Raw genomic sequence first — 17787 nt, forward strand, 5'->3', positions numbered from 1 at the left:
ACGTGATGCACAGTGAGCTCAGACAGGTTTTTGCGGGTAAATTCACGCCGGCACCGACCACAAATCCAAGGATAGATTTTAAGGGCTTGTTCTCGATAACCTGAGGCTCGTTTGGCAATATATTCTTGTTGCTGGGCAAACACTTGCTCGTAACTGCCGGTCGGACTCTTATGTTTAGACATTGGATATTGGGCCTGCGGTAAATGGGCTAATAGCGTAACAGTGTTGATTGGGCTTCGGTGAGCTTTAATTTACTTATACATAAACTGAAATAACTAATACAAGCGTTATTAACACGATGATCCCAACAAGAGTGATGCGGCCTTGGTGTTTTTCTAATTGCTTATATTGAGGATAACGTCCTAGAGTTAATATCAATAAAAACCAGCGGCCAAGCCAATAACACAGTGATTCACAAATGCCTTCAATTAAAATGGTACGCAGTACTCGTAATATTACTCTAACTAGTCCTTCACCCAATTCTTCCATACACTTATCCCTGTGTTGCCAAGTTGAGTGACAATGCGTGCTTTGCACCGCCACTCCATGCTTTAGGCCTTAAATGGCATTTCGCCTAAATAATCTTTTTTACCCACATCTAAGCCTAGGTGGCGTAAAATGGAGTAAGCGGTGGTGGTGTGAAAATACACATTGGGTATCGCCCATTCAATCGCAAATTCATGGCCGGTTAAATACTTACCTTCCCAGCGTGGTTGTGAGATTGAACGCTCAGCGCTTTCACTAAAGTCAGCCTCAGAAAACGTCGCTAAAAAGTCAATAACTGACTGAATTCGAACTTGTAATTCGGCTAGGGTGGTTTCGTTATCTTCATGTTTGGGCGCTTCTTTTGCCGTTAATCGAGCAACCGCTAATTTTGCGATATCACAGGTAATTTGAACTTGGCGCGTTAAATTAAATTGATCCACTGATAAACGAGAATTAAGCAACACCGACATATCGACTTTTTTAAGCGCTGCAAAACCTTCGGCTTTTTCAAGTATGGCGCTAAGGTTTTTGAGCATTTTGGTAAATTGAACAACGGTTAATTGGTAGTACATAGCATTTTCCTTAAAGGAGAGATTGGCAACAGTAACATGCCGTCGAAATGGCGAGATTCAATAGCCTTAGAGTAAATTCATACAAGGGCTTCAGTGCCCCCCTTTTTTCAGTGACTGACGCTTGTGTCCAAGGTCGTAGTGCTAATGATGGTGAACCAATAAATGGCTGGGTAGAACCTGTTTGCGTTAATTTGGGCGAAAACAGCCAAGATAAGCAGCGCGAAAAAAAGGCCACTACTAAGAAAATAGTCAAACCCCAGAGACATCGAAACAGCATCACCGGCGGTTTCTTCTAACGTTGTTGCTAAGATTTTGACTAACCAAAATAGTCATGTCACTTCGGGCATGGTATTTAGAGGTAAATTCTTCATGGGCTTCTCTACAAAGACTAATGAACACTCAAACTAGCAACCTTACATGCAGCGCGGCTTAAGCGCTTTAAGTAGATATTTTCGACCAAGCCCACTAGTTAAGAATTACTTAAGCCACGGCGTTTACTCTTGATTTATACAATCTAGTATTAGGCTTTTACTGTGCGACATTCAGCTTGGTATACACCCGCCATTTACGGCATTTTAGCCATCATCGTTTTGCAATACAGCGGCGCTGACAATTGGTTAGCGAGTCAAATTTACGACATAAATCATGGTTGGAACTGGCGCGACAGTTGGTTGCTAGAAACCGTCTTGCATAAGGCTGGACGCTCTTTTGTAGCAATGTGGGTGGTGGCTTTACTCATCCTCACTTGTCTGAGTTTTGCCTGTCAGCTGTTTACCAAAACGCAGCGCATTGCCATTTTATACGCCTTGTGTGCCACTATTTTTTCTATTGTGCTAATTTCAGGTTTAAAACAAATTACCATGTTGCCATGTCCTTGGGATGTAAACGGTCTTGGTGGCTCACAGTCGTATGTGTATTTACATCAAATGTTTTCAAGTAGCGATGCCGGACCACAATGTTACCCTGCTGGTCACGCTTCCGGTGGATACGCCTTATTTAGCCTGTATTTTTGTTTGAAACTGTGGCGTGCAGATAAAGGGCAAAAAATAAATTTTTATTGGTTGTTACCGGGCATGGTAGTGGGCGGTTTATTTGGTGTGGCACAACAACTACGAGGTGCACACTTTTTATCTCATGATCTGAGCACCGCCTTGTTGTGCTGGTATTGCAGTTTTGGCTTATGGCTCAGTTTTACTCGTTGGTTTAAGCTCGCGCCAGCTCAAGCAAAGAGCATTGAACGTGCAAACCTTCCTTCCTTCAAAACATTAAACTGGCTAGGAAAGTAAAGATGAAACATAGCCTTGCTTTTAGCCTCCTAGCCCTTTGCAGTGCGTGTAGTGTTGCCGAAGAATTAGCCACTTGTGCCACACCTTCTGCTGAACATGGCAATGAAGAAAGCCAAATCCAAAGCCAGTTTGTGGTTAAAAACCTAAACATCACTACTAATCCTATTTTTGATGAAGATGATGAGGAAGCGATTGCCCTGCACCGCTTCGCGAATTGGTTACATATAAATACCAAAGAAGACGTCATCGCTGAACGTCTACCTTTTACGATTGGCGATACTATTGATGGCAACGACCTAGCTGAAGCAGAACGTATTATTCGAAAACAAGCTTATATTCGCGATGCTAAAATAAAATATATTGCAGGTTGCCAAATTACTGACCCCGGCGAGATCCAAGTTCAAACTTGGGATAATTGGTCCATGATCCCCACAGTGAGTTTTGGACGAAAAGGCGGTGAAAACAAGTTTTCCATTGGTTTAAAAGAAGACAATTTGCTGGGTCTTGGCATCCGGACTCGATTTAAATACAACACAGACGAACAGCGCAGTGGCTATCAGTTAACCTTAAAATCAGCCACCCCTTACTTAATGCCCTATTCAACTTTATTGCTCGATTACTTAGATAATGACGATGGCAATTTAATTAATCTTGAGTTTGATCGTCCTTTTTATCACGCTCGCACTGAAAGGATGTATTTTGCTAGCTATTTAAGCGATGAAAAAGACGTCGATATTTTTCAAAATGGTCGCGTTCGTAATACCTTTGCTAATCAAAGTCACCGCTATGAAATTGCCACGGGTTGGCAAATTGACTCAAACGCCTTACACAGTCAGCGCATCAAAGTGGGCTTAGTGGATGAAGAGTCCTTATTTACACCTGTGTTTGATAAACCTTTTGCTAATGAACTGTTGCCGCAAGATAGACAATTTCAATATCTTTGGTTGGGGTTTGAATCATTAGAACGTGACTATCGTGTGTTGTCAGATATTTATCTGATCCAACAAGCTGAAGACATCAATCTTGGCTGGCATTATGAGGCGAAACTCGGTATCGACTTTGCCAATAATTCCGGGCAACAGGGTTTAGCCTATCATGTAGAAGCAAATGTCGATAAAGGCTGGGAGGTTGATAATGGTTTACTACTGGTGTCTTTAGCGGCGCAAAGTATATTTAATCACATCAATGGAGATCACTACCTTCTGTCTGCCAAAGCTGAATATTTTAAACGTTATACTGAGCTAGTCGGTTTTTATGCCCGCGTAGCCGCTGACAATGAAAAAAATCCCTATCTTGATTTTCCTCTATCTATTGGTGATGAAACAGGTGTACGTGGTTACCCTTTACAATATCAGCATGGAGAAAGAAGTGCATCGGCTACCCTCGAGGCGCGCTTATACACGGGCTATAATATTTATAAATTGCTCGATGTTGGGTTTGCCGGTTTTTTTGATATTGGCCGTGCTTGGAATGGTCAAGAAGCACAATTAAATGAAAGTGACCAGATTTTAAGCAGTATAGGTGTAGGAGCGCGTTTGTATTCAAATCGTTCTAGCCATCGTAGTGTTATTCATGTAGATATTGTTAAACCTCTGACTCAATCTGACAGCGTAGATAGTTGGGAATGGCGTTTACAAGTTAAGCAAAGTTTTTAAATCTCTTAATTCAGTCAAGCGAAGTTAAAATGACAGTAGAAATAAATAAGCCCAATGGCATTGGCTTAAGCCGTATCTTAAAAGCAACACGTTGTTCTTTTCTTGGTTTTAAGGCCGCTTGGCGCTACGAATCAGCCTTCAGGCAAGAGCTGGTGCTGGTGCTGACATTGTTGCCCTTGTCATTTTTATTGTGCGAATCGCGCAATCATTGGCTGTTATTATTTGGCAGCTTGATGTTGGTATTATTCGCTGAAATGATCAACTCGGCAATAGAGGCCTTAGCAGATGCCATTACCTTGGAACATCACGTACTTATAGGGCGAGCCAAAGATATGGGCTCGGCAGTGGTATTTATTTCTTTAGTGGTAGTAACAACAGTATGGACTGAGGCATTGTGGCGACTACTGGCATAAAAAAAGGATAGTGATGAACACTATCCTTTCTCTGTATCTCAGGCGTTTTATTAATTAAGATGAAATCTTGAATCTGAGTTTAATAGGGTTTGCACCATAGCGATGGTATTTGCACCCGATTCAACCTGTTGGTTTGTGGTTTCAGCTCTGTCTTCTGCTAATTGCACCAGTTCTAATGCTTTCTCTAATAAAAACAGACTCTGAGTTTGCTCTTTCGCATCTTGGCTGCGCACCAAACGATCTAAATTGAATTTAATGTCGGCAATCGTATTTTTAAGTGCTTTTTGCATGAGTCTTGTCCTCAGATAGTATGAATTTGGGTACTACTTACTTATTAGTAAGAATACCCAACAATTAATTAACATACCAATTATTTTTTGATTTATTGCAACAAATTTGTCACAAAATCAAATAATAGTCCCTGTAACGACCTGATGCACCCATACAGTGCATATCCATTGGGTTCAAGAGCATGCCTGAGTTGTTAACATATCGTTAAACATACCTAATATACTATTCAAGGTCTTAATTAAAATTTTAGCGGGTAGTAACCGTCTTTATCTTTTTGGCCAAAAAATTGTGCCGCTTGGTGCACTTCTTCAGGTAATTCCGTATCCGGTTTGAAACGACCATTGATACTGTATTGTAAATTTGCACTGACGACGGCATCGGCACTTAAGCCAAAGCGATTAGGCTCCTTCACGCTCAGCACAATATTGTTGCTTTCACAGCGCATATCCGCGTTGAAATTTCCAAGGTCAATCAAACCTTGTAAACCTTCTACCTGGGCGTTCAACCACTGACCTTGACCTACCAGAGTGTGACAAGCTTGTGCATAGTCCAATTCACTTACTTGCAGTTTAAAACGGCCTTCGGCCTTTACAGGGAATGGAAGGGGTAACATGGATATCACTAAGTTCGTGGGTAAATAGGCTTGAACGTCATTCATTTGAACGCGATCACGGGCAATATTAAGTGAACCTGATAATGAAATTTGATCGGTTTGACGCATATTGCCCGCACTCACATCAGCGCTTATCTGCCCCATCAGCAAGGGTAGAAAATTAAGCGACCATTGTACGTGTTGCAAAGGTAAGCCTTGTACCGTAGCACTTATCGCTTGACCTTGCCAAATAGTCCCACTGACTCCTTGTAAATTCACATCTGGCGGTAAGGTTAAGCGACTCAATACTTGCGTAGCGGGTAACTTAATCAGTAAAAATATCAGGTAAACAAGTATTCCGAAAATGACCCAACTCAATTGTTTCTTCATGCTTTACCTAATTTTAAACGGCGAATTTTTATTTGTCCGGGCGCAGAAGTCTCTGCCACATCTACATCAAGAATCAACACCCCTTTTGTTTCCATGCTTTGTAACCAGCTTAAGACATCGTTAAAAGGTACTTGCTCAACCCACACTTGCAACTCATCTCCTTGGGGCTGCATACGTGAAATAGTAATATTTAAGCGGCTAGCACTTTGATTGACTTCCTGCGCCAATGAACCTGTAAACGTGGTGTTTTGTCCCACACTGCCTTGTAATTGTTTAGCTCGGTTGGCATTTTTTTGCACCCACAATAGCAATTCTTGTTGGCTATTGAGGGCAGCTTGCCCACGCTCAACAGATTGACTTAAGGGCGACCATATACCCCAATAAAATACGGCTACCACTAATAAAATGCCAGAAATGAGCACTAAGCGCTGTTCTCTTTCACTCAGCTGGGTATAGTAAGCTTTGACTTTATTCATATTAACTCCGTACCGCCAACGAGCCGATAACTTGATTATCTTTATTGTTTATCGCACCTTGCTCTACCACAAAACCTTGAGCTTGAGCTAAACGTTTAAACTGCTCTAGTGCTTCAAAGTTATTGGCTATCACTTGCATACGTAATTCACCGCGACTGGCGTCAAAACGTAAAGTTTGCGGTTTGATTTTTGAATCAGCGAAGGCAGTAGAGAGCTGATTAAGCATCACCAACATCGATGCACCGCCCCCCCCTTGTTCTAGTACTTTCATTTTACTGGTCATGGTCGCTCGCACATCGCGATAGGCGCCGGCGTTAGGAAACGCCCGACGATATTCACTGTCAATGTCGCTTTTAAGTTGCGCTAATTGACTTTGAATATGGTGTTGCTCGATAACCTTGTCAATCACGCTGGTAAATAAGGCGAACACTGCAAGCGCGGCTGCCAGCCGCCACTTCTTCCAGCCCTCACCTTTAGAGGTTTTAAGCTTAAAATCCCCCTGTAGAAGATTAAATTTTGCAGCCGCAACGCCTTCGGCAAGCACTTTCATTGGAAGCTCTAAGGGCATACTGCGTGAGTCTATTTCACTGGCTTCATCAAACTGACATTCAGAATAATTATCAACAAGCAAAGCCTTGGCGTGGGTGTTTTTGTATTGGCGAGCATGCAAGCCAAGAGCAGGCATTAACCATTGTTTTTCGCCTTGTAAGCCAGCCCATTCGTCTTGCCTAACTAATAATTGCTGGCCTAATTCAAGCACTGCCCAGCCCTCTTGGGCTTGTGGTATTGCCAGTACGTCAGGTACTAATTGGTCACATAGCAAACCTGCTTGGCTAATCATGTCCAACCATTCTTGAAGCTTTTGTTTATTGACGATGGCTACTGCTTGCAAATTCTCTTTACGCGGCCCCATGGCAAAAAACTGTTGGTTAATATCACCACTAATTTCGTCTTCAAGCATATAGGGAATAGCTGACAAGGCCTTGCGACCTGCTTTTGCAGGTAACTCTACCCACTTTAGGAGTACGTCACTGGTGGGCACCAAAGCAGTAATAGGCCGACGTCCTGCTCTTTCACTTAAACTGTGTAACTGATCGGCATTTTCTAAAACACCTGAGGCAATGATCTCATTTTGTTGACTCGACCAGACTATCCAATGCACAGCTTCGTCAGCATAGGCACCAAGACGAACGACTAATTGTTCCATACTAATTATTACCTTGTTGGACTGGGATCATCCTATTCACTATTGGATACCAAATTGACGTTTCATAACCCTAACCTGCTGACCATCTACTTTAAATAAGGTCTGCATAGCAAATGTGGCATTATTGTAACCTGTCTTGGTTGTTAACATAAAATACTGCGTTGTCACATCAAACCAGGCTTGCTGCGCAGTGCTTAAATCCAACGCTTGCACCTGACTGAGTGCTAAAAAATCAGCCACTGTTTTGAACCCTTCTGGCGGGCGACTGCCAATAATGGTACTTGCATCACTTAAGGTCAGTCCGCTTACTGCACCAAGGATGGCAGCATTTTCTTCGGTCACCGTGTTTACATTCAGTTTAAATACATTATCGGCCGGTAACACACACACCCACTTCATAAGAGGAGCAAGCCATGCTTGCTGCACACCGTTAACTAAGCGCAACTCACTTTTGTCTGCCATGTAGTTGTTTGCGGCCATATAAGGAAACTGCATACTTTCATAAATGCTATCTTCGGCGCCCAATTGACTCATGTTGTCATCGGCGTCCAACCAATCTGCCAATGAATCTCTGACCGTTTCCGCCTCAAATGACGGTATCTCTGGCTCGATCAAAGCAAGTAAGCGGTCAAAGGCCGTTAAACGCGCACTCAATTCAGGAGACCGAGTAAAAGCATTTGCAGAATCACTGGGGGTATCGCGTAAACCATTTACATTAAAACACGCTTGCATATCAACCAATTGTGCTTGGATGCCACCGCCTTCAACCGGAAAAACGAATTCGTCAGACCAAAGCGGGTCGAGATGAATCACGCCGTTGCTGTTGTTCATCAAGGTTGCAATCGACTTACGGGCAAATTGTTCCGCGCCGATGGCATACCAATAGGCTTGATTGTTTTCTTTAATATTACTGGCGCGTTTAACTTGTAACTGTAAACGAGCCCCCATTTCCGTGGCTAATACACTAACGATGGCAACGATCAGCAAAACGATAATAAGCGCTACACCTTGCTGCTTTGAGCGTAATTTCATCATTGACTGGCCAACAAAAATTCGCGACGGATTTCACCAAATACATCCGTTGTCAGGGTAATTGCCACGGCCATGGGTAGCTCCACGCCGGTATATGATTCTTGCCATTGGGCTTCTTCATCACTACTCAGCAAAAACTCCACCTGAAAGTTACTGACCCCATCGAGGATATCCTTGGTTTTGGGTTCATAGCCAATAACATTGTCTAAGTAATTACCGTAGAGTCGCTGTAATTTATCATCCTGTAAGCGGTAGCCAACAAGTTGCAAGGTCGAACGGGGCAACATGAATTGCGGGTTGTGCCAGCCTCCGTGCACAAACCCTATGCTATCAGCACTGCCGCCTAGTTCGTCTTCGCCGCCGCGCATCACCACTTGATTCAACTCACCATTTATTCTTACCGCACGAGGCATGGCTTGCAGCACGTCCCGCTCGATGGTCAACATGGCTCTTTGTAATTTTTCGAGCTGGGCAAAACGTTCACTGGAGGCTTTGTCATCGTCTAGTACATTGGTTAACAAACCCGTGCTTGCTATGCCTATAAGTGTAAAAATCGCCATCGCCACTAAAATTTCTAACAAGGTAAAACCTTGTGACTGATGGTTATTTAAGGTACTCATGACTGCGGTTTCTTCGCCAAATAGGTACTCACAGAAGTGATCGAATTTTTGCTATTCGCTTCCGTCGCCACCGTAACCTCCACGAGCATTAAATCTTCATCTGTGGTTTTTTCTACCCGTTGTGACCAATACCACATGGTGCCCGCCATCTCTTGCGAACCTTTAGCATTGTTTTTAGGTGGCCAAGTGTCTTCCAACTGCAAAGCCGTTAAACGATTATTGGCCACCCAAGTGGCAAAAGTCATATCTTGAATTAAACGCACACCGCTTAAATGGTCACCCGCGGCTTTAAGTATGGCAGAACCGGTCACAGCAAAAATCAATAAGGCGACCATCACCTCTAGCAGGGTCAAGCCATGTTGCTTAGTCGTTTGATTAAGGCGCATCCAAAGGTCCTTCCCGCGTAAGTGGTATTGAGTCTTCGCCATTGACACGAAAATACGCTGGGGATTCATTACCAAACTCGGGCTCAAAGCTAAATAACATTGAGAAAGGCGTAATTTCGCCACTGGATAAAATTAGCACTTGCGGGGGCTCAGGCTTTTTTTCTTCTTCATCACCAATTTCAACGCCATCTGTGGATACCGACAGCTCTTCATCAAACACCTGATTATCAAACAAACTATCGTCACTGTCCCAAGGTAAATCATCAAGTTTGAGCTCGACCACAAACTCTTCAGGTAAGGTAAAGGTTGAGAAGGTAGGATCACCATCTAAAATTTGCCACTGCTGCTGATCGTCTAGGCGCAAAAAATGATATTCATTTTTATCTGCTTCAACTCGTAAACCGAGAGTTTGTTGGTTTAACACAGCAAAATCTGAGGCCATATTAAAAACGACCTCAAAGCGCTGGCTGAGCTTTTTTACTTCGTCAACGCGGCTTTTACCGGAAAAATTAAACACAATAGCGCTAGCAGCCAGCCCCATGATCACCAACACGAGCATCACCTCAAGCAAAGAGAAGCCGCGAAAAGCTGTATGAGTGGGACGAAAAGCAGTCATCAGTTAGCAGTGATAAGAGAGTAACAAAATTAATTGACTCACTGTGTGCTTATAAATAGTCGTTTAGATTCCAGTTACCAATATCGTCTTCAGTGCCAGCTAAACCATCAGGACCAAAAGAAAAGATGTCAATAACCCCTAACTCACCTGGGCTAAGTAATTGATAAGGATTGCCCCAAGGATCTTCTGGTAAACGTTTAATAAAACCACCTTCTTGGTAATTACGTGGTATTGGGTCAATAGTGGGCACGGTTACTAAGGCCTCTAAACCTTGCTCAGTCGTAGGAAAAGTATTGGTTTTGAGCTTGTACAGCTCCAAAGAGCTTTCTAATTGCTGAATATCCACCGCCGCTTTTTTAATTTGCGCAGTAGCTTGATTGCCTAAAATAGATGGGGCAATTAGTCCAGCCATAATGCCGATGATCAACAACACCACCATCACTTCGATTAAGCTGAAACCTTGTTGTTTACTTCCTTTACTCATAAATTCACCATATTGTTTAATGCTAAGATAGGTTGCAGTATTGCTAATACGATAAACAATACTATGCCTGCCATCGAAACGATAAGCAGGGGCTCAAAAACTTTTAATGACACACTGACCAGAGACTCAAACTGCCTGTCTTGATTGTCGGCCGCACGGCCTAACATTTGCTGTAACTCACCGCTACGTTCACCCGAGGCGATCATATGCATCATCATCGGCGGAAAAATTTTGGTTTGATCCAAAGCGGCACGCAAACTGGAACCTTCTTTTACATGCACTGAGGCTTCTTTGACTGCATCTTTGATGTATAAGTTTTCTAATACGTCACCAGAAATACGCATGCCCTCTAATAAAGGGACCGCACTAGAAGACAAAATACTCAAGGTGCGAGCAAAGCGCGCAGTATTCAGGCCAGTTGATACCTTACCTATTAGCGGCAAGGTCAAAATAAAAGCATGGTAGCGTTTTTTCATCACCGGCTGCTGTAACACCCGAACAGTAATGACAATAGCCACAACAATGACCGCAGCTAATACCAAACCGTAGTCTTGCAAAAACTCGCTAATGTTAATCAAGACTTGCGTAATGGTCGGTAACTCTTGGCCCATGGTTTGAAACTGACCCACTATTTTAGGTACAACAATGGTCAACAACAAAATCACGATAGCAAAGGCAAAAAATAACATAATCAAGGGATAAACTAAGGCTTGAGTAATTTGACTGCGAGTTTGCTGACGTTTTTCAGTGTAATCTGCTAGGCGGTTCAAAACCGTATCCAAATGGCCGGACTTTTCCCCTGCGGCCACCATCGCCCGGTACAAGGTATCAAATACATGAGGAAATTCTGCCATGGCGTCAGCTAAAGCGTAGCCTTCAACCACCTTAGAACGCACCGCCATCATCATATTTTTTTGTCTGGGTTTTTCACATTGTTCGGCCACTGCCAGCAGGGCTTCTTCAATGGTCAACGCGGCTTCAACTAAGGTGGCTAACTGGCGAGTCAATAAAGCCAAATCGGCCGCAGATATTTTAGCTTTAAACAGTTGCAAACCTTGCTGAGACTGACGTTCTTTCTCGGCAACTTGGCTGACTTCCATAGGAATAAGTTGCTGTTCACGCAATTGTTGGCGTACCTGACGGGCGTTATCACCTTCTAATACACCGGATTTATTTTTGCCACTTTTATCCATGGCTTTATAAGCAAAAGCGGCCATTTAGTCTTCCCGTGTTACACGTAACACTTCTTCAAGTGAAGTAAAGCCGAGGAGCACTTTTTTACAGCCATCATCACGAATACTGGGCGTATTTTTGCGAATGTATTTTTCGATAGCTTGCTCACCGCGGCCATTGTGAATAAGGTCACGTATCCCTTCATCCACTAAAAGTAATTCATGAATTCCCGTTCGACCGCGATAACCCGTTTGATTACACGCAGCACAGCCTTTGGGTGAATAAATCACGATATCATCGGCTTTTTTAGGTTTCACTCCCAAAATTTGGCATTCTTGCTCAGAGGGATGATGGCTCACTTTGCAATGGTCACACAAAGTACGCACTAAGCGCTGTGACAAAACCCCCAACAAACTGGAAGAGAGCAAAAAGGGCTCGATACCCATGTCTTCTAACCGAGTAATCGCGCCTGCAGCAGTGTTGGTGTGAAGTGTCGACATCACTAAGTGACCAGTTAAACTGGCTTGCACACCAATTTGTGCGGTTTCTAAATCACGAATTTCACCCACCATCACAACATCAGGATCTTGACGAAGTATGGCGCGTAAACCGCGAGCAAAGGTCATGTCGACTTTGGGATTCACCTGCGTTTGGCCAATACCTTGCAAGTCAAATTCGATAGGATCTTCAACGGTCAATATGTTTCGATCTTTTGAGTTTAATTCGCTTAAACCTGCATATAAGGTGGTTGATTTACCTGAACCTGTTGGTCCGGTAACCAAAATAATACCGTGCGGTTTACGGATCAGCTCTGAAAAATGGGCCCGGTTTTCTTTGGTCATACCCAAATCTAATAGATTCAAGCGTACATTGTTTTTATCTAATAATCGCAGTACGACCCGCTCGCCATGGCTTGATGGCATGGTAGACACCCGCACATCAACCGCACGACCCGCAATCCGCAGCGTGATACGGCCATCTTGCGGTACGCGCTTTTCAGCGATATCCATGCGCGACATAACCTTGATACGCGATACTAACATCGAGGCCATTTTACGATTCGGTTTAAGAATTTCTCGCAACACGCCATCCACTCGGAAGCGCACCAACAACTGAGTTTCAAAGGTTTCGATATGAATATCCGAAGCCCCTTCTTTAATCGCCTCGCCTAACATAGCGTTGATTAACTTGATGATGGGCGCATCGTCTTCGCTTTCTAACAAGTCTTCAGTATCGGGTAAATCTTCAGCCAAACTGAACAAATCGCTTTCATTACCGATGTCTTCCATCAACTGTTTAGCCGCTGACGAATCGCGCTGAAACGCCTGAGTCAGTAGGGTTTCAAAGCGCCCTAGTTCGATTTCTTGTAAACGAAATTCTGCCCCTAAAAAACGGCGTACTTCGGCAAATACTGCAATTTGTGTTTCACCAGTATGATACAGCACCGCAGGTGTTTCACCGGTATCGAGTAACACTTGATGACGTTTAGCAAAACTAAAAGCGAGCTGTTTGTGTTCTGGCTCATCGACTGGCGCATCTATGTCAGTACCCGCTTCAATTAAGGCTTGTTCTTCGGCATCAACGGCGCTGAGGTGAGTCGTTTCCATCTCAGTCTTTATCCTTGCCTTTGTTTTCAATGTATTCTTCAAAACTGGGAGGCAATACCAATTTATCATCCCACTCAGGCAACGAAGGCCCTTCTTGGAATGGCATCAACGGGATCCCTTCGGCTTGACGCTTCAATTGTTCGGCTCTGATGTAGTTGTATTTGCGATGGCTGATTTCATTCATGGTCACCCCATCACGCACAATGGTAGGACGAATAAACACCATCAAATTACGCTTGCGCTTGCTTGTCGTCGTGGATTTAAATAAGTTACCCAGAATAGGTATATCACCTAACAAAGGTACTTTTGAGATACTTTCTTGCACGTCTTCATCAATTAAACCACCTAATACGATGGTGCCACCATCATCGACGATGACAGAGGTTTTAATTTCTCGTTTATTAATCAAGACATCCACGGAGGTCGCACCGCTTAAGCTAGAGACTTCTTGCTCAATCGTTAACTGAACGGCATCACCTTCATTAATTTGTGGCGTGACTTTTAACTTAATACCCACTTCTTTTCGGTCAACGGACTGGAAAGGATTAGCGTTATTAGAACCGGTAGTAGAGCCGGTAATAATGGGGACTTCTTGACCCACAATAAAAAACGCTTCTTCGTTGTCTAAAGTAGTCAAGTGCGGTGTTGCTAACACATTAGAGTTGGTATCCGTGCTGACTGCCTGCACAACCGCAGCCCAACCATTACGAACGACACCAGTGAGTAAACCATTTACGCCGCCTAGTAACGAAGCAAGAGTGGTGTAGTCGCCTGCAGTGGTGGTGTCATATGAATAAGGCTCGCCGTTATCATCAAAACCAGTAGTTGAGGTTGTCGTACCTTCAGCGTTTTTAATCCCTACCGCTAATGAACCAATGCCTACTACACCATTGGTAAACTGGGTTGCACCAAATTTTTCACTGCCAAGTTGTACACCCAAAGTGGTGCCATCACCTTCAAATACTTCAACAATAATGGCTTCAACTTGAACCTGGGCACGGCGAATATCTAATTGACGAATGACCTCTTCTAAAGAGCGCATCATGTCGGGCTCAGCGGTAATCACTAAGGCATTAGAGTCTTCATGAGAGTCAATACTGACCTCACGATTTTTACCCGTTTTGCCTTTGGCTGCACCTTGCTCTTCAGCTTGAATACTGGCACTCACACCTTGCAGTACCTTGACTAGATCTTCGGCTTTAGAATAATTTAAAAAGATGACCCGAGTATTTCCGCTGGTTTCTAACTCTTGATCCATACGCTCTATTAAGTTCACTAAACGAGCGCGCGCCTTGGTGTCGCCACTTACAATAATACTGTTGGTGCGATCATCAGCCACAACACGTGGAGCCGATTTGCCACCGGCATTATTCGCCGCACCGGTCGACTTATTAATGCTATCAATAATACGCACCATCTCTGAGGCAGAAGCAAACTTAAGTTTTACAATTTCAACTTCTTCATCCCCTGCACGGTCAACGCGTTCAATGATTTCAACTAAGCGATTTACCGCCGCCGCACGGCCAGTTAACATCATCACGTTAGACGCATCATGGCCCACCACACTGCCCGCACCGGCTGAATCACTTAATTGACGTAGTATTGGAGCGAGTTCACGCACAGGAACATTGTACAGGGGCACAACACGGGTGATAATTTCATCACCGTTAAAACGCTCACCTTCTACTACTGGAATATTGGATGTTTTGGCGTCTTTCGCGCGCACTATTTTGATCACGCCGCTAGGCATCTCTACTACGGCAAAGTCATAGACTTGCAACACGTTTAAGAAAAACTGGTAATACTGCTCTTCATTAAGAAGGTCATAACTGCGAACGGTAATTTTACCGCGCACGTTAGGATCAACAATGATGGTTTTTTGCAGATTTTTTCCCACAATGTTAATGAATTCACTGATTTCAGTATTTTTGAAATTAGGAGAATAATCAGCTGCAGCGACCAAAGTAGACATGGCGAGCAAAGCTGCACCTATGACTGTTACTAGGTGCTTGATTAAACGGGTTCGCCTATTAAACATCATTCTAAAGCTTCCTCATCCCCTGCGGGTAAATCCAGATAAATAGTCAATAATTCACCACTACGATCCACAGTCATTTGGATAGACTCTGCCTCACGTAGGGCATTCATCGCTTCGAGCGACTGTTGCATATCAGTTAAATCCAAGCCATTCAACTCGGTAACCACATCACCCGCTTGCAGGCCCGCAGCTTTGAACAAACTGGCTTTTTTGCCTGGTGCAACTTTGTAGCCAAGTAGCTCTCCATCAGGGCGATGGGGAGAGATATTAATAAAATCAGTAAAATTAGCCGGCGCTTGCTGGAGTTCACGAGTGGCTTGCACGGCTTCAGTAGACAACGTACGACGTACTTCATTGTCACTGGGGGAGGTTTCTCTGCTATTAATAGGGACAATACTCTGTTTAGAAGGTTTACTGTAGTCCACTCCGTCTAACATGAGGGTTTCTTTACTCGGACCATTTTTGATGATGACACGATCAACATAGACTTCCGCCAAGGTGGCATTAGTCCCATCAATCTTTTCACCTAAACCATAGGTTTGCTGTTGATTGCGATTTTCAATAATGGCGGCGCCTGCTTCTTTATCTGAGCTAGAAACCACTCCGGTTAAGGTTAAATTTAGTTTTGTGACTGGCGCTTCGGTGACTTCTTTAACCACCACCACAGGAGCTGCTAAGTCGCCAAATAAATTGAGACGCTTGACGGTTGATAAGTCCAATTTGGCATTTTTACTAACTGTAGCCACTACGCCAGTTTGATTCGTGGGCGTCTGCAAGCTGTTATTTTGTGGAACTGGTAATAATCGCCACGTAATTTCTGCCGCATAGGCCAATAAAAACAAGGCCAATAGCACCACTATCAGCATATTTATGCCGCGCTGATGTTTGACCAGTTGGAGCCACAGGTGATTAACGTTATAATTTACGACTGTCATTGTCTCTCGGTGGGACCTTGAAAAAAGCGATACCTGCCAATCATAACGACTAGCTGGTGGGGTCACAACTGTATTAAGTAAAGGTTACAAAAAAATTACAAAACTAACTCGGTTAATTATTCACTATGCCCCAACAATCTGATCCAAGCGAAGAAGTCCGTATAGATAAATGGCTGTGGGCCGCGCGTTTTTTTAAAACTCGAGGCTTAGCTCGTGATGCCATTGCTGGAGGTAAAGTACAATACAACTCTCAGCGTTGCAAACCAAGCCGTACTATAGAGCTGGGCGCTATTATAAAAGTTCCCATGAGCTATGACCTGATAGAAATTGAGGTACTGCAAATTAAGCATCAGCGCTTAAGTGCCCCCTTAGCAAGACAAATGTATCAAGAAACGGCAGAAAGTGAACAACTCAGAGAAAAAAACGCTGAAGCGAGGCGCTTACATGCCTTTCATAGTCCAAAACCTGATCACCGACCCGATAAAAAACAACGTCGTCAAATTATTCAATTTAAGCAGCAATAGTCATTAATAAACGACTACCCAACACGCTAAACATAAGGTAACAACCATGGCTTTTGATCAATTACATCGATATATTTTTAATGAAGGCAATGTGCGCGGCGAACTCGTTCGCCTAGAAGACACATTTTGCGCCATTTTAAATTCTTATCATTATCCCCCTGTCATTCAAGCGTTATTAGGCGAGTTAATGGTAGCCACCAGCTTACTCACCGCCACCTTAAAATTTGAAGGCGATATCGCTATTCAATTACAAGGCGACGGGCCAGTGAGTTACGCGGTTATCAATGGTACGCACAATCAACAGTTACGTGGAGTAGCACGCTGGGATGAAACCCTAACTGAATTGCCCGACAGTTTTAGTGAATTATTTCCCAAAGGCATTATGGTCATCACGATAAGTCCCGAAGAAGGTGAGCGCTATCAAGGCATCGTCGCCTTAGATAAACCCACTTTAGCAGAATGCATTGAAACGTATTTTGCACAGTCAGAACAGCTGGCCACTAAAGTGCTTATTCGTACGCAAACAAGTCCGGCTGCGCCTAAAGCCTGTGGCTTGTTTTTACAAATATTACCCACCAGCAGTGAGGCAACCAATACAGCTGACACCGATTTTGAGCACTTGAGCCATCTGACAGACACCATCAAAGAGGAAGAGCTATTTAATCTGCCAGCGGAAGACGTGCTTTATCGTTTGTACCATCAAGAAAATGCAGAAATATTTACCCCTACACCCGTGGTATTTAAATGCAGTTGCAGTCGTGAGCGCACAGCATCAGCGATTTCTGCTATTAGTAAAGAAGAGCTACTGAATATAGTGGCAGAAGAAGGCGCCGTTAAGATGAATTGCCAGTACTGCCATACCGAATACCGTTTTGATGCCATTGACGTTGAAACAATCCATGCCGGTACCTTTGGTTACAACGAGCAGCAACGTTCGTAAAACACCCCTCGCTCACCCAATAAAAAAGGCGCCGAATCTTATGTTACGGCGCCTTTTTTGTATA

20 protein-coding genes and 2 pseudogenes are annotated in these 17787 nt (G+C 43.7%); 5 read left to right on the forward strand and 17 right to left on the reverse strand.

Annotated elements, in window-relative coordinates:
- From NWQ57_RS07905 to NWQ57_RS22645, 4 genes and pseudogenes are all read right to left on the reverse strand, one after another.
- A pseudogene (locus tag NWQ57_RS07905) lies at window positions 1-182 on the reverse strand (HNH endonuclease); the annotation flags it as partial.
- A gap of 73 nt (window positions 183-255) precedes the next feature.
- Entirely contained in the window at window positions 256-489 is a 234-nt protein-coding gene (locus NWQ57_RS07910; protein ID WP_306021602.1) for a hypothetical protein, read from the reverse strand.
- Window positions 490-551: 62 nt separating this feature from the next.
- On the reverse strand, window positions 552-1058 hold the full coding sequence (locus NWQ57_RS07915; RefSeq protein ID WP_306021603.1) for a DUF1993 family protein: 507 nt from the start codon (window positions 1056-1058) through the stop codon (window positions 552-554).
- A gap of 107 nt (window positions 1059-1165) precedes the next feature.
- Window positions 1166-1375: pseudogene (locus NWQ57_RS22645) on the reverse strand (hypothetical protein); the annotation flags it as partial.
- 216 nt (window positions 1376-1591) lie between these two features.
- On the opposite strand from NWQ57_RS22645, the gene NWQ57_RS07920 reads away from it, so the two are divergent.
- Genes NWQ57_RS07920 through NWQ57_RS07930 form a run of 3 tightly spaced genes read left to right on the forward strand, consistent with a single transcriptional unit; the run spans window position 1592 to window position 4412 of the window.
- Window positions 1592-2344: a phosphatase PAP2 family protein gene (locus NWQ57_RS07920; RefSeq protein WP_306021604.1), complete on the forward strand. Its 753-nt coding sequence runs from the start codon at window positions 1592-1594 to the stop codon at window positions 2342-2344.
- Between the two features lie 2 nt (window positions 2345-2346).
- Window positions 2347-3999, forward strand: coding sequence for an outer membrane protein assembly factor (locus tag NWQ57_RS07925; protein ID WP_306021605.1), 1653 nt, complete (start codon window positions 2347-2349; stop codon window positions 3997-3999).
- A 29-nt stretch (window positions 4000-4028) separates the two neighbouring features.
- A complete protein-coding gene (locus tag NWQ57_RS07930; protein ID WP_306021606.1) occupies window positions 4029-4412 on the forward strand; it encodes a diacylglycerol kinase in 384 nt (127 codons plus the stop codon).
- Window positions 4413-4462: 50 nt separating this feature from the next.
- On the opposite strand, the gene NWQ57_RS07935 is transcribed toward NWQ57_RS07930, so the two are convergent.
- The 13 genes from NWQ57_RS07935 to gspC form a co-directional block, all read right to left on the reverse strand.
- Entirely contained in the window at window positions 4463-4702 is a 240-nt protein-coding gene (locus NWQ57_RS07935) for a hypothetical protein (protein ID WP_306021607.1), read from the reverse strand.
- A gap of 239 nt (window positions 4703-4941) precedes the next feature.
- A complete protein-coding gene (locus NWQ57_RS07940) occupies window positions 4942-5685 on the reverse strand; it encodes a type II secretion system protein N (protein WP_306021608.1) in 744 nt (247 codons plus the stop codon).
- Complete coding sequence (locus NWQ57_RS07945) at window positions 5682-6161, reverse strand: type II secretion system protein M (RefSeq protein WP_306021609.1); 480 nt, start codon at window positions 6159-6161, stop codon at window positions 5682-5684. Before NWQ57_RS07945 ends, NWQ57_RS07940 begins: the two co-directional genes overlap by 4 nt.
- Window position 6162: 1 nt before the next feature.
- Window positions 6163-7368 (reverse strand): type II secretion system protein GspL, encoded by a 1206-nt coding sequence (gspL, locus tag NWQ57_RS07950; protein ID WP_306021610.1) that lies wholly within the window; start codon window positions 7366-7368, stop codon window positions 6163-6165.
- 39 nt (window positions 7369-7407) lie between these two features.
- Window positions 7408-8403 (reverse strand): type II secretion system minor pseudopilin GspK, encoded by a 996-nt coding sequence (gene gspK / locus NWQ57_RS07955; RefSeq protein ID WP_306021611.1) that lies wholly within the window; start codon window positions 8401-8403, stop codon window positions 7408-7410.
- Window positions 8400-9020 carry a type II secretion system minor pseudopilin GspJ gene (gene gspJ / locus NWQ57_RS07960; protein ID WP_306021612.1) on the reverse strand — a complete coding sequence of 207 codons (621 nt, stop codon included), beginning with the start codon at window positions 9018-9020 and terminating at the stop codon, window positions 8400-8402. Before gspJ ends, gspK begins: the two co-directional genes overlap by 4 nt.
- A complete protein-coding gene (gspI, locus tag NWQ57_RS07965; RefSeq protein ID WP_306021613.1) occupies window positions 9017-9406 on the reverse strand; it encodes a type II secretion system minor pseudopilin GspI in 390 nt (129 codons plus the stop codon). The genes gspJ and gspI overlap by 4 nt, the downstream gene beginning before the upstream one ends.
- Entirely contained in the window at window positions 9396-10022 is a 627-nt protein-coding gene (gene gspH, locus NWQ57_RS07970; protein WP_306021614.1) for a type II secretion system minor pseudopilin GspH, read from the reverse strand. The genes gspI and gspH overlap by 11 nt, the downstream gene beginning before the upstream one ends.
- Window positions 10023-10071: 49 nt before the next feature.
- Window positions 10072-10506 (reverse strand): type II secretion system major pseudopilin GspG, encoded by a 435-nt coding sequence (gene gspG / locus NWQ57_RS07975; protein ID WP_306021615.1) that lies wholly within the window; start codon window positions 10504-10506, stop codon window positions 10072-10074.
- The gene (gene gspF, locus NWQ57_RS07980) at window positions 10503-11723 is read right to left on the reverse strand and encodes a type II secretion system inner membrane protein GspF (protein WP_306021616.1); all 1221 of its coding nucleotides are present in this window, start codon (window positions 11721-11723) and stop codon (window positions 10503-10505) included. The genes gspG and gspF overlap by 4 nt, the downstream gene beginning before the upstream one ends.
- Window positions 11724-13286 (reverse strand): type II secretion system ATPase GspE, encoded by a 1563-nt coding sequence (gene gspE / locus NWQ57_RS07985; protein ID WP_306021617.1) that lies wholly within the window; start codon window positions 13284-13286, stop codon window positions 11724-11726.
- Window position 13287: 1 nt separating this feature from the next.
- Window positions 13288-15327, reverse strand: coding sequence for a type II secretion system secretin GspD (gspD, locus tag NWQ57_RS07990; protein WP_306021618.1), 2040 nt, complete (start codon window positions 15325-15327; stop codon window positions 13288-13290).
- On the reverse strand, window positions 15324-16259 hold the full coding sequence (gspC, locus tag NWQ57_RS07995) for a type II secretion system protein GspC (protein ID WP_306021619.1): 936 nt from the start codon (window positions 16257-16259) through the stop codon (window positions 15324-15326). The genes gspD and gspC overlap by 4 nt, the downstream gene beginning before the upstream one ends.
- Window positions 16260-16384: 125 nt before the next feature.
- On the opposite strand from gspC, the gene NWQ57_RS08000 reads away from it, so the two are divergent.
- Together NWQ57_RS08000 and hslO are read left to right on the forward strand one after the other, a co-directional pair.
- Window positions 16385-16783 (forward strand): RNA-binding S4 domain-containing protein, encoded by a 399-nt coding sequence (locus NWQ57_RS08000; protein WP_306021620.1) that lies wholly within the window; start codon window positions 16385-16387, stop codon window positions 16781-16783.
- Window positions 16784-16829: 46 nt separating this feature from the next.
- Window positions 16830-17723 (forward strand): Hsp33 family molecular chaperone HslO, encoded by an 894-nt coding sequence (gene hslO / locus NWQ57_RS08005; RefSeq protein ID WP_306021621.1) that lies wholly within the window; start codon window positions 16830-16832, stop codon window positions 17721-17723.
- Window positions 17724-17787 lie beyond the last annotated feature (64 nt).

The sequence above is a fragment of the Paraglaciecola sp. genome (assembly GCF_030730205.1).
Taxonomy (GTDB): Bacteria; Pseudomonadota; Gammaproteobacteria; order Enterobacterales; family Alteromonadaceae; genus Paraglaciecola.